Here is a 13,050-nt window from a genome sequence, read left to right as displayed (position 1 = left end):
AGCCTCGCGCGCCTTTTTGCTGTCGAGCTAGCGCTCGCTGTCTGCGTCGCGCGTACGCGGCCAGGCTCCGCCGAGCGCGATGAAGACATCCACCTCGGCGCTGGCTGCGGTCGCGTCGGACCGGGCGAGCGCGGTCTGCGCATCAGCAAACGTGCGCTCGCTATCCAGCACGGTCAGGAAGCTCTCCGCCCCGGCCTCGTAGCGGATGCGCGACAGTCGGGCCGCTTCGGCCGCAGCGTCGCGCGCGACCTCGAGCGAGTTTCGCCGCTCGCGTTCGGCAGCGTAGCGCGTCAGGGCCGTTTCGGTCTCCTGCAGCGCGTTGAGCACGCTCTGGTCGAAGCGGGCCAGTGCGGCATCGGCGCCGGCCTCGGCCTGACGGATGCGGGCCCGGGTCGCGGCGATGTTGGGAAAGCTCCACGAGATCAGCGGGCCGGCCGAAATCGTCAGCGTGTCGTCATTGCCCAGATTACCGGCGTCCAGCGCGGTGCTGGCAATTGAGCCACCGAGGGAGACGGAGGGGTAGAGTTCCGCCGTCGCGACGCCGACACGCGCCGCCGCGCCTTCGAGCGCATGCTCGGCCTGGCGCACATCGGGCCGACGGGCCAGCAGGCTTGCGGCATCGCCGACCGCAATCGGCCCCTCCAGGCGCGGAACACCCTCGCATTCGGGAATCTCGGCCTGCATCTGCGCCGGGGTCCGCCCGGTCAAGGTGGCCAACCGGAAGACGGCGGAATCCCGCGAGGCCCGGAAGGAGGGCAGATCGGCACGCGCGGTTTCAAGACGGCTCTGCGCCTGGACGACATCAAGACGCAGGCCGCGCCCGGCATCGTAGAGACGCTCGGTCAGATCCAGCGACCGGCCGGCGATCTCGACATTATTCCGGGCCACCGCGACCAGACGGTCGCTGGCGCAATAGTCCGCCCAGGCGCGGGCCGTCTCGCCAGCCACTAGAATAGCCGCCGCATCGTAGGCGGCCTCGGCGGCGAGCACGTCCTGGCGCGCGGCGGCGACGGCGTTGCGCACGCGTCCGAACAGGTCGAGCTGCCAGCGTGTGTCGAAGCCGACGCTGTACCGGTCGCCCTCCACATAGCCTGAAGGCTCGACCGGCTGCCGCGCATACCCGGCCTCGGCACTGGTCGTCGTCGACGGCAGACGGGCCGATCGCGCTTCACCCAGGCTGGCACGAACCTGTTCGAGTTCGGCCGAGACCTCGGCCAGCGTGCGGTTGCGCTCCAGCGCAGTGCGTACCAGCGTGTCGAGCGCCTCGCTCTCATAAAGCTGCCACCACAGCTCGACCGGCTCGGCCTCGACAAAGCGCGACCCGTCCGCGCTGACCAGGGGTGCACTCTGCGCGAGGGACAGCTCGCTCTGCGGCGGCTCGGGCGCGGTCAGGCAGCCCGAGAGCGTAACCGCCGATGCGGCGGCGAGGAGGATTAAACGCAGGGTCATGACTGTCCTCCTTGCGTGGACGCGGACGGGTTCGAGGGGGCGCCGGTTTCGTCCCCATGATCCTCGCCCGGCGCCTCGGCGGGCCTGGGAAGGCGGTCGGAGATCCAGCGCCCGATGACGTAGAAGACCGGGGTGAAGATGAGGCCGAAGAAGGTCACGCCGAGCATGCCGGAGAAGACCGCGACACCGATTGCCTCGCGCATTTCCGCGCCCGCCCCGTGGGCGAAGGCGAGCGGCGTGACGCCCAGGATGAAGGCGAACGAGGTCATCAGGATGGGCCGCAAGCGGATGCGGGCCCCTTCCACGGCGGCCTGGTGCGGGCCTTGCCGGTTGCGCTCCTCGGCCTGCTTGGCGAACTCGACCAGAAGAATGGCGTTCTTTGCAGCAAGCGCGATCAGCACGACGAGGCCGACCTGGGTCAGGATGTTGTTGTCCAGCCCGAGAAGGTTGATCCCGAGCATCGCGGCGAGCACGCACATGGGCACGATGAAGATCACCGCCCACGGCAGGGTGAAGGCCTCGTACTGGGCGGCCAGGACCAGGAAGACGAAGACCACGGCCATGGCGAAGATGAGCAGGCCCGAATTGCCGGCTGCCTTCTGCTGATAGGCGATCTCGGTCCATTCATAGCCGATGCCCGGCGGCAGGACCTGATCGGCCATCGCCTCCATCGCGGCCAGAGCCTGGCCTGTCGAAACGCCTGCCGGGGTCGAGCCCTGAAGCTCGATCGCGGGGAAGAGGTTGTGGCGCACAACCCGGATCGGCCCGGAATCCTGGACGATGTCGGCAATGGCGGAAATCGGAACCATGGCGCCGGTCGCCGACCGCACGCGAAGCTGGGCGATGTCCTCCGCATCGTCACGGTATTCCGCGTCGGCCTGGGCGATGACGCGCGAGGTCCGGCCCTGATAGTTGAAGTCGTTGACGTAGGACGAGCCCATATAGGCGCCCAGCGTCTCGTAGACATCGGCTGGCTCCACGCCGAGCTGGAAGGCCCGGTTGCGGTCGACATCGACGCGAATGCGCGGAGAGTTGGTGTTGAAGGTGGTGAAGACCTGGGTCACGTTCGGATTCTGCCCGGCCGCGCCCATCATCGCGTAGGCGGCGCCCTGAAGCTCGGCAAAGCTCTGCCCCTCCAGGCCCTGGATCATCATCTTGAAGCCGCCGCCATTGCCCAGGCCCTGGACGGGCGGGGGCGCGATGATGAAGGCTCCGCCTTCGGGAATCGCCTGGTTGATCGTGCCGGTCAGCTGACCGCTCAGGGCTGTGGCCGACAGGGCGTGATTGCCTTCCCGCTCCTCGAACGGATCGAGACGAATGAAGATCGTGCCCGCGTTCGACGCCGGCGAGAAGCTGGCCCCGTCCAGTCCGGCAAAGGCCGCCGTCGTGCTCACGCCTTCGGTCTGGAGCAGGGTGTCCTGGGCGGCACGAATGACAGTGTCCGTCCGGTCGAGGGACGCACCGGGCGGCAGCTGGATCACGCCGATCAGGAAGCCCTGATCCTGCTCGGGAATGAAGCCGGTCGGCGTGTCGGTCAGGCGCCAGCCGGTGATGGCCAGAAGGCCGGCATAGGCCACGAGCATGATCACGACCATGCGCACCAGGCGCGCGGTAAGGCGGCCATAGGCATTGGACAGCCAGTCGAACCCCTCGTTGAACTTGCGCGCCCCGAAACGGAGCGGCGCGAGCCAGCGCGGCCCGGTCGAGCTTTGCGTGTGCGGCTTGAGCAGAAGGGCGCACAGGGCCGGCGAGAGTGTCAGCGAGATCACGAGCGAGATGATCGCGGCGGTCGAGATCGCCACGGCGAACTGCCGGTAGAAAATGCCAGGAATGCCGGCCACGAAGGCAGTCGGCACGAAGACCGACACCAGCACGAGCGTCATGGCTACCAGCGCACCGCTGACCTCGCTCATCGATTTGTGAGCGGCTTTGCGGGGCGAATGGCCCTCACGGATCAGGCGCTCGGCGTTTTCCACCACGATGATGGCGTCGTCGACGACGATGCCGACGGCCAGAACAAGGGCGAAGAGAGACAGCGAATTGATGGAGAATCCAAGTGCGAGCTGGACCGCGAACACGCCGACGATCGAGACCGGAATGGCGATGATCGGGATGAAGGCCGCGCGCCAGTTCTGCAGGAAGATGACGATCACGAGCACGACGAGGAAGACCGCCTCGATCAGCGTGCGCTGGACGGACTCCACCGAAGCCGCGACGAACTCCGTCGGGTTGTAGGGGATCATGTAGCCCATGCCGGCGGGGAAATCGGCCGAGGCGCGTTCGACCTCATCGAGCACCGCACTTGCCGCATTCAGGGCGTTGGCGCCGGGTTGCTGGATGATGGCCATGCCAACCCCGGGCTCGCCGCCGAAATAGCCGCTGATCGTGTGATCCTCGGCGCCCAGCTCGATCCGGGCGACATCGCGCAGGCGCGTGATCTGGCCGTCCTCGCCGCGCTTCACGACGACATCGCCGAATTCGTCCGGCTCGATCAGGCGGCCCTGGACCTGGATGGCCTGCTGAAACTCGGGCGCATCGACCTGGTCGAAGGGTGGCTGGCCGATACTGCCGGCCGCCGCCTGGATGTTCTGACTGCGCAAGGCGGCAATCACGTCGCCGGCGGTCATGTCGTTGGCCGCGGCCCGGTCGGGATCGATCCAGACGCGCATCGAATAATTGCCGCCGCCAAAGACCTGCACATTGCCGACACCCTCGATGCGCAGCAGCTGATCGCGCATGGTCGAGCTGGCGTAATTGCCGAGGAAGGCGGTATCCAGCGAGCCGTCCGTCGAGGTCAGGGCGACGATGAGCAGGAAGCCGCCGGATTCCTGGTTTACCTGAACGCCGCGCTGGCGGACCTGTTCGGGCAGGCGCGGCTCGGCGCGATTGACCCGGTTCTGGACCAGCACCTGGGCGGTATCCAGATCGGTGCCCGGCGCGAACGTCACGGTGATGGCGACCTGACCGGACTCGGTGGCCGAGGAGGTGAGGTAGATCATCCCCTCCACGCCATTGATTTCCTGTTCAAGCGGTGCGGCAACCTGCTCGGCGAGATCTTCAGCGGTCGCGCCGGGATAGCTCGCCTGGACCGAAATGGTCGGCGGCGCGATCTCGGGGTATTGCGACAGAGGGAGCGAGGGGTAGGCGAACGCGCCCATCAGCGTGATGAAGACGGCGATCACCAGGGAGAAGATCGGCCGTTCGATAAAGAAATGCGTAAAGCGCATGAGCGGTCTTTCCGGTCATGAAATCATGAAAACGGCGAAAGCAGGCAGGCGGCGTGCCGTCAGTCGACGACGCGGGCACTTCCTGCCGGTCGCGGCTGAAGGTTCGAACGCTCTGCGGTGGACGCAGATTGCAGGGCGATCTCGCCGGGCTGGACTTGGACGGGCGTGCCGGGCCGCAGCCCCTGAAGCCCGCCGACAACCACACGGTCGTCCGGGGAGAGGCCGTGGACCACCTGAAGATTGGAGACCACCGCACCCAGGGTCACGGGCTTGGAATTGGCCACCCCTTCTGTATCCACCACGAAGACGAAGCGGCGGGTCGCATCGCTGGAGATCGCGGTGCGCGGAACGAGCATGGCCTGGTACGGACTGGAGCCGCGTACCCGTATCGTGCCCAGCATTCCGGGCCGGATCAAACCGTTCTCATTATCGAACTCGGCCCGCATCAAGATCGCGCCCGTGCCCGGCTGGACGGCGTTGTCCACGAAGCCGATCTCGCCTGACAGGCTGAATTCGGACTCGTCCTGCAGCCGAACCTCGACCGGCGCACCCAGACCCGTACCCTCCTGGCGCTGGTAGCGCAGGAAGATCGATTCCGAGGCATAGAACGGGAAATGGAGCGGGTCGGTCTGAACGACCGTGATCAGCGGCTCGCCCGAAGCAAGCCCGCCCTGAACCAGATCGCCGGGATCGGCCTGACGCGCGGACAGCTGGCCAGCGATCGGCGAGCGGATCTGCGTATACTCCAGATCCAGTGCGGCAGCATCGGCGTCGGCCTGTGCCGCGGCCAGCGCCGCACGGGCCGTAATCGATGCGGTACGGGCCTGCTCGAGCTCTTCCTGCGAAATGGCATCGGCCTCCCGCAACTGCTCTGCACGGCCGAGGTCCGCGCGCGCCTGCTGAAGCTGGGCGCGGGCCTGTTCGGCGCGGCCCTGAGCGGCCGCATAGGCTGCCTCATAGGGCCGCTGGTCGAGCGTGAAGAGGAGCTGACCGGCTTCGACGGTCGCCCCATCCTCGACATGGACCTCTTCCAGATACCCGCTCACGCGAGCGCGGATGCCCACTTGCTGAGGCGACTCAAAGCGCCCAGTGAACTCGTCCCAGTCCGCGATCTCGCGTTGAACGGGCTCCGAGACCTGAACGGTCGGTGCGGGAGGCGCCTGTTCAGACGCAGCATTTCCCTGTGTGCACGCGGAAATCAGCGCGCTCACGGCGAGGAGCGCGAACATCGCAACTGTACGAAAAGGCATGGGGAGGACTACCTTTCAAATGAAAACCGTTTAGTGTTTTTTTGTGAATGTCATCGGCGGATGACACATCTGCTCCTCTGACACAGCGTTGTCAACGGCTGATGACAAGATAATGGACATTTTGTGATGAACGCCGAAAGCCAGACCACTCGGACCCGTAACTCGACTGCGACGAGGACGCGGATTCTGGAAAGCGCACGCGCGAAATTCGCGCGCGACAATTACGATAATGTCGGAATCCGGGACATCGCGGCGAGCGCCGGCGTCGATTCCGCGTTGATCTGCCGCTATTTCGGCTCGAAGGAAGAATTGTTCGCGACCGTTCTGGGATCGGCCGAAAGCAAGATGGACATGTTCGAGGCCGGGCGCGAGGGCCTGGCGCGCCGTGCCGCCGAAATGCTGCTGGATAACGCGAAGAAGGACTCCAAAATCCTTGATCTGATGATCATGCTGAATTCCGCCTCGTCCACCACGGCCGGGGATATGGTGCGCGCCTCGATCAAGAAGCGCTTTCACGATCCGGTCGCCGAACTGATCGGCGGGCCCCATGCCGAACTGCGCGCCCAGCTGTTCGGCACCACCTGCCTCGGGCTGGCGGTCAGCCGGACGCTGAACGGTGACGACCGCCTTTCCGCGGTGCCGCGCGAAGCGCTGATCGAGCGTATCGCCGCCATGCTGGAAGACAGCCTGAAGCCTTTTTAATCCCGCAGGCCTTTTCCCGGCCGCGAGCCGCCGCTAGCGTGGTGTGATTAGACAAGTCTGAGACTTGCAGGCGAGGGGGAGCGGCATGGCACGCATCGCATTGGTATTGGCCGGATTCTGGATCGCGTTCGCAGCATCCGCGGCCCGGGCCCAGGACGACACGGCTACGAGCTTCGAAAACGAGATTGCCGAACTTGAGCGCCAAGACGGGTTGATCCCGCTCTATGTCGATGCCGACGAGGGGCGCATCCTGGCCGAGCTGAGCGAGGACGAAGACGGCACGCTGGACCGTGTCATCTACACGGCGCGCCTGACCTCCGGGCTGGGGTCGAACCCGGTCGGTCTGGACCGGGGCCTGGGGACCGGCTCGTCAATCCTTGCTTTTACCCGGGTCGGCGACGCTATCTTTGCCGAGTTCGAGAACACGCTCTACCGCGCGATCGGCGCGGGCCCGGACGAAGCCGCGGCGACGCGCGATTCGTTCGCCCGCTCCATCGTCTGGCGAACCGATATCGTGGCAGAGCAGGACGGGCGGGTGCTGATCGACCTGTCCGGGTTTCTCGAACGCGACCCGATCGGTGCGGCGCAACAGCTGTCTGACACTGGTCAGGGCGAATTTTCGATCGATGCCGCCCGGAGTACGGCGCTGTTCGAAAGCGCCCTTGCCTTCCCGCGCAATATCGAGATCGACGCCCTGCTGACACTGAGCGCCGGCGAACCGGGACCCGAGGTGGCGGCGACCGCCCCATCCCCGCACGACGTGACCCTGACCGTGCACCATTCCTTCCTCGCCCTGCCCGAGCCTGGCTATACGCCGCGCCTGGCCGATCCACGTTCGGGCGCGTTCGAAATGGCGGTTTACGACATGGCGGCTCCGCTCGACGCGCCGATCCGGCAGGGCTTCGCGATGCGCCACCGGCTCGAGCGTGCCGATCCGGACGCATCGTCGGGCCCGGTGACGGAGCCGATCGTCTATTATGTCGGCCGGGGCGCGCCGCCAATCATCCGCGACGCACTGATCGAGGGTGGCAACTGGTGGGCGGATGCGTTCGCCGATGCCGGATTCGAGGACGCATTCCGGGTCGAGCTTCTGCCCGAGGGGGTCCATCCGCTCGACGCGCGATACAACGTGATCCAGTGGGTTCACCGCCAGACGCGCGGCTGGTCCTACGGCGCCTCGGTCTACGACCCCAGGACCGGCGAGATCCTGAAGGGCCATGTCATTCTGGGCAGCCAGCGCGTGCGCCAGGACCGGATGATCTTCGAAGGCCTGCTGGGCCGCGCCGCGACCGGCACGGGCCAAGCCGACGACCCGCTGGAGCTGGCCCTGGACCGAGTGCGCCAGCTTTCCGCGCACGAAATCGGCCATACGCTCGGACTGATGCACAATTTTGCCGCCAGCGTGAACGACCGGGCCTCGGTGATGGATTATCCCGCTCCGCTGATCACGCTCGACGAGGCAGGCCGGTTCGATACGAGCCAGGCTTACGATACCGGCATCGGCGAATGGGACAGGCTGGCGATCACCTGGCTCTATGCCGATCCGCAAAGCGCCCGGGGGCCGCAGGACGCGCTGGACCGCGCCGACGAGGCCGGGCTTCTGTTCATCTCGGACGCCCATGCGCGCAGCAACAGCGCCGGCCATCCCTATGCCAATCTGTGGGACAACGGATCCGACCCGGCCGCGATGCTGCGCGAGACGCTGCGCGTGCGCGAGGCCGCACTCGCCCGCTTTGGACGCGACCGGATCGACGCAGGCCAGCCGCTGAGTGCGCTGCGAGACGTGTTTCCGCCCATCTATCTCTACCACCGCTACCAGGTGGAGGCAGTGGCCAAGGCTCTGGGCGGAGTGAATTTCGCCTATGCGCTGGCCGGTTCCGGCGCCGGAGCGATGACACCGTTTCCGGCCGAGGCCCAGCGCGGGGCGCTCGACGCCCTTCTGCTGACCCTTGACCCGGAGCGGCTGGATATTTCCGATGACACGCTTGGCCTGCTCGTGCCCTCCCCCTTTTCCGACTACGATCCGATCGAGCGGCGCGAGCAGTTCGAGAGCGGCCAATATCCGGCCTTCAGCCGGGCCGACGCTGCGGCCGCGGCGGCGCGGATCACCCTGACGGCCATGCTCGACCCGGCGCGGATTGCGCGCATGGATGGGCAAGCGGCCCGCGATCCGGGCCAGCTTTCTGCAGAAGATGTGTTCGATGACGTCGAAGCGGTCCTGTTCGAAGTCCCGCGCGGAGAAGCCGGCCGGCTCGTCCCCGTGCGCGAAGCGGTGCAGCGCGAATACGTCGCCGGGCTTCTTCGCACCGCAGCCTCCGACACGCCGATGGCAGCCGCACTGGCGCGCAGCCGGCTCACCCGCCTGGAAGACGCGCTGGACCGGCGCGGCCCGGGCCGGTCCTCCCAGCGCCTGGCGCTGACCGCGATGATCGAGTCCGGCCTGACCGCCATCGACGAAGGCCGTACCGTCACCGTGCCGGCCACGGATATTCCTCCGGGAAGCCCGATCGGCGCCCAGTCCTGCTTCCACTGCGACAGCGCGGACATCCTGCAGCACTGACACTGGCCGTCAGGCTGGACGAGAAAGGCGGGCCCGCGAACGCGGCGCCCGCCTTTTGTCTGGGACAAGAGCAGCCATAGACACCGCCTATCACTCTCATAGAACCAATTGCTTTGACCGATAGCTATAACGCGCGCTAACTTAAACTCAGGGCTGTAAAAAATAAAATTCCGGTATGGTCGATCCCCCTCCGAGTGCTTCAGGCCTTGAGCTTCGGCAAGTCGCCTAACGGGTCCGGCGTACCGGACCATGTCTGGCCTGCGCGAGACGCGCATTCCACTCGTCTGATGAGGAAAACACCCATGAAAATCGATCATAAATCCCTTCTTTTCGCGTCGGTCGCGGGCTTCGCGCTGACGGCCGCCGGATGTTCCGATCCGGGCGCAAGCAGCGCCCGCGCGTCGGCTCAGGAACGCAACGGCGAGGCTGAAGTCGCCGAAATGACCGAAGTCGACTCCGGCGCCAGCCAGTCGATGAATCAGGAGCTGGCCCAGGGCGAAGCCCGCCCGAACAGCTTCTGGTGGCCCGACCAGCTCGACCTCACCCAGCTTCGCCAGAACGAGACCACGCGCTCAAATCCGCTGGGCGCGGACTTTGACTATGCCGAGGCCTTCGAAAGCCTGGACCTGCAGGCGGTGAAGGCCGATCTGCGCGAGGCGATGACGACCTCGCAGGACTGGTGGCCGGCCGACTACGGCCACTACGGCCCCTTCTTCATCCGCATGGCCTGGCATAGCGCGGGCACGTACCGCACCCATGACGGGCGCGGCGGGGCCGGTGGCGGCCAGCAGCGCTTCGAGCCCCTGAACAGCTGGCCGGACAATGCCAATCTGGACAAGGCACGCCGCCTGCTCTGGCCGATCAAGCAGAAATACGGCGCGTCGATCTCCTGGGCCGACCTGATGGTGCTGGCCGGTACGGTCGCCATGGAGGACATGGGCTTCGAAACGCTCGGCTTCGCCGGCGGACGCGAGGACGACTGGCAGGCCGAGCTGGTCTACTGGGGTCCGGAAGCGGAGATGATGGCATCCCAGCGCTTCCACGGCGACGGCGAGCTCGAACGCCCGCTCGCGGCCTCGCAGATGGGCCTGATCTACGTAAACCCGGAAGGACCGAACGCGAACCACGATCCGGTTTCGGCCGCGGCGCGCATTCGCGAAACCTTCGGCAACATGGCGATGAATGACGAGGAAATCGTCGCGCTGATCGCCGGCGGCCACACGTTCGGCAAGGCCCATGGCGCGCACGATCCCAATGAGTGCGTCGGCGCGGAGCCGGCGGCAAACGGCGTCGAGGACCAGGGCCTCGGCTGGAATAATGAGTGCGGCACCGGCAATGGCGCCGATACCGTGACCAGTGGCCTTGAAGGCGCGTGGACCTCCAGCCCGGCGCAATGGACCCACCAGTATCTCGACAATCTGTTCCGCTTCGAATGGGTGCAGGAAGAAAGCCCGGCCGGCGCGGTGCAATGGGTGCCGGCCGACCGTGAGAACACGCAATTCGTGCCCGATGCGCACGAGGAGGGCGTCTTCCACCAGCCGATCATGTTCACGACCGACCTGTCGCTGAAGGAAGACCCCGGCTTCCGCGAGATCGCCATGCGCTTCCGCGACAACCCGGAGCAATTCGAGGACGCCTTCGCGCGCGCCTGGTTCAAGCTGACCCACCGCGATATGGGCCCGCAGGCGCGCTATCTCGGCAGCGACGTGCCGGACGTCTCCCTGATCTGGCAGGATCCGGTGCCGCAAGCTGACTATGCGATGATCGGCGAGAGCGAGATCGACGCGCTCAAGGCTGAAATCCTCGATTCCGGCCTGACCGTGCCGCAGCTGGTGCGGACCGCCTGGGCCTCGGCGTCGAGCTTCCGCGATACCGACATGCGCGGCGGCGCGAACGGCGCGCGCATCCGTCTCGATCCCCAGAATAGCTGGGAGATCAACGATCCCGAAGAGCTCGACCAGGTGCTCTCCACGCTGGAACGCATTCAGAACGATTTCAACGACAGCCAGTCCGGCGATGTCCGCGTCTCGCTGGCCGACCTGATCGTCCTGGGTGGCGCGGCCGCCATCGAGAAGGCCGCCGCCGATGCCGGTCACGACATCGAGGTTCCGTTCACGCCGGGCCGGACCGATGCCAGCCAGGAGCAGACCGATCCGGACTCCTTCGAGTATCTGGAACCGGCCGCCGATCCGTTCCGCAACTATTACAGCGAGGACGCGCCGCGCAGCCCGTCCGAGCTGATGGTGGAACGCGCCGACACGCTGTCGCTGACCGTGCCGGAAATGACGGTCCTCGTCGGCGGGATGCGGGCGCTCGACGCGAACACGGACGGAGCCGCGCACGGCGTGTTCACCGATACGCCTGGCCAGCTGACGAACGACTTCTTCGTCAACCTGCTCGACCTGTCCACCCAGTGGCGCCCGACCGATGCCGAGTACGTGTTCGAGGGCATCGACCGGGATACCGGCGAGGTAAAGTGGACCGCAACCGAGGTTGACCTGGTCTACGGATCGAACGCGGAATTGCGGGCCGTGGCCGAAGTCTACGCCTATGAAGACGGCGAAGAGCGTTTCGTGAACGACTTCGTCGAGGCCTGGACGCAGGTCATGAACGCCGACCGCTTCGACATCGACCGGAGCTAGGCGCCCGACCCGTCAAGGATGGGAAGAAAAGGGCTGCGCTTCGGCGCGGCCCTTTTTTTATCTGCTGGCGAAGGCTGCGGTCCGTGCCTCGCGGATTTCGGGACGGGCCGTGAGAATCGAGAACGCCGAAAGAGCGACTCTTACTACTACCACGCCTCTCATTCTGCCGAGGGATGCGCCAGGATCCGAACAATTGAGAAAGAGCCCGCGCAGTGTGAGGGCGCGAGAGGCCAGCGGGGATTATATGAGCGGCGCGGTGGCCGGAGCCCCAAGCTCGGGAAGAGCGCGGTCAAGCGGCGCCGGAACTTTCAACACCGCCCGATCATCGGGGAAAACCCGCCCAGCCACGATTGACGCCGGCAGGCCGGTATCCATACGATTCAGAATATATTGCCGCAATGATACGGGCTCGGCCCGGCTATAGATAAAAAACGGGGAAGTTGAACGACATGGATGCCAGTTTGAACGGACGCGTGGCCGCGATCACCGGCGCATCGAGCGGGCTGGGCCACCGCTTTGCGCTGAAGCTCAGCGAAGCGGGGGTCTCGGTCGCTCTGCTGGCCCGGCGAACCGACCGGCTGGACAAGCTGGTCGAGGACATTGAATCGCGCGGGGGCCGGGCCATGGCCTGCCCGCTGGATGTCGCGGACACGGACTCCATCCGGCCGGCACTTGAGAAGGCTGAAGCCCGGCTCGGTCCGCTCTCCATCATGATCAACAATGCAGGCGTCAGCGGCGACGGCATGGCGCTGGACATGACGAGCGAGCAGTTCGATCAGACCTTCGCGGTCAATGTGCGCGGCGTCTTCTTCGGTGCGCGAGAGGCCGCCCGCCTGATGCTTGCGAACGGATCGGCCAAGGCCGGCCAGGCGCGCATCATCAATATCGCCTCGATTGCCGCATTCACCCAACTTCCCGCCCTGTCGGTCTACTGCGCCTCCAAGGCCGCCGTCGTGTCGCTGACCAAGAGCCTCGCGCGCGAATGGGCGCGCGACCTCATCGCGGTCAACGCGATCTGCCCGGGCTATATCGAAACCGAGATTAATTCGGCCTGGTTCAAGACCGAAGGCGGCCAGAAACAGATCAGCCGTCTGCCCCGGCGCCGGCTGATCGATGCTGACGCGCTGGACGCCTTGTTGATGATGCTGGCCGGAGATCCGGCGCGGCAGATCACGGGCTCGGCCTTCTCGATCGACGACGGCCAGATACTGTAGAATTCC

General features: G+C 66.0%; 7 protein-coding genes. 4 read left to right on the top strand and 3 right to left on the bottom strand.

Features of this window, described 5'->3' with window-relative positions:
* Positions 1–27: 27 nt before the first annotated feature.
* From PGP17_RS03595 to PGP17_RS03585, 3 genes are read right to left on the bottom strand one after another with little or no spacing between them, the layout of a single operon-like run.
* Positions 28–1,449, bottom strand: a complete 1,422-nt coding sequence (locus PGP17_RS03595) for a TolC family protein (protein ID WP_270374276.1) — start codon at positions 1,447–1,449, stop codon at positions 28–30.
* Entirely contained in the window at positions 1,446–4,676 is a 3,231-nt protein-coding gene (locus PGP17_RS03590) for an efflux RND transporter permease subunit (RefSeq protein ID WP_270374275.1), read from the bottom strand. Before PGP17_RS03590 ends, PGP17_RS03595 begins: the two co-directional genes overlap by 4 nt.
* Positions 4,677–4,735: 59 nt before the next feature.
* On the bottom strand, positions 4,736–5,926 hold the full coding sequence (locus PGP17_RS03585; RefSeq protein ID WP_270374274.1) for an efflux RND transporter periplasmic adaptor subunit: 1,191 nt from the start codon (positions 5,924–5,926) through the stop codon (positions 4,736–4,738).
* A gap of 126 nt (positions 5,927–6,052) precedes the next feature.
* Between PGP17_RS03585 and PGP17_RS03580 the strand changes: the two genes are divergently transcribed.
* The 4 genes from PGP17_RS03580 (at position 6,053) to PGP17_RS03565 (ending at position 13,044) form a co-directional block, all read left to right on the top strand.
* Positions 6,053–6,628, top strand: a complete 576-nt coding sequence (locus tag PGP17_RS03580; protein WP_135945415.1) for a TetR/AcrR family transcriptional regulator — start codon at positions 6,053–6,055, stop codon at positions 6,626–6,628.
* A gap of 85 nt (positions 6,629–6,713) precedes the next feature.
* Positions 6,714–9,188 (top strand): zinc-dependent metalloprotease, encoded by a 2,475-nt coding sequence (locus PGP17_RS03575; RefSeq protein WP_270374273.1) that lies wholly within the window; start codon positions 6,714–6,716, stop codon positions 9,186–9,188.
* Positions 9,189–9,628: 440 nt separating this feature from the next.
* On the top strand, positions 9,629–11,830 hold the full coding sequence (gene katG / locus PGP17_RS03570) for a catalase/peroxidase HPI (protein ID WP_442915131.1): 2,202 nt from the start codon (positions 9,629–9,631) through the stop codon (positions 11,828–11,830).
* Between the two features lie 449 nt (positions 11,831–12,279).
* Positions 12,280–13,044, top strand: a complete 765-nt coding sequence (locus tag PGP17_RS03565) for an SDR family NAD(P)-dependent oxidoreductase (RefSeq protein ID WP_270374271.1) — start codon at positions 12,280–12,282, stop codon at positions 13,042–13,044.
* Positions 13,045–13,050 lie beyond the last annotated feature (6 nt).

It is taken from the genome of Marinicauda sp. Alg238-R41, from assembly GCF_947331485.1.
Lineage (GTDB): Bacteria > Pseudomonadota > Alphaproteobacteria > Caulobacterales > Maricaulaceae > Marinicauda > Marinicauda pacifica.
This window is presented reverse-complemented; position numbering and strand designations above follow the sequence as displayed.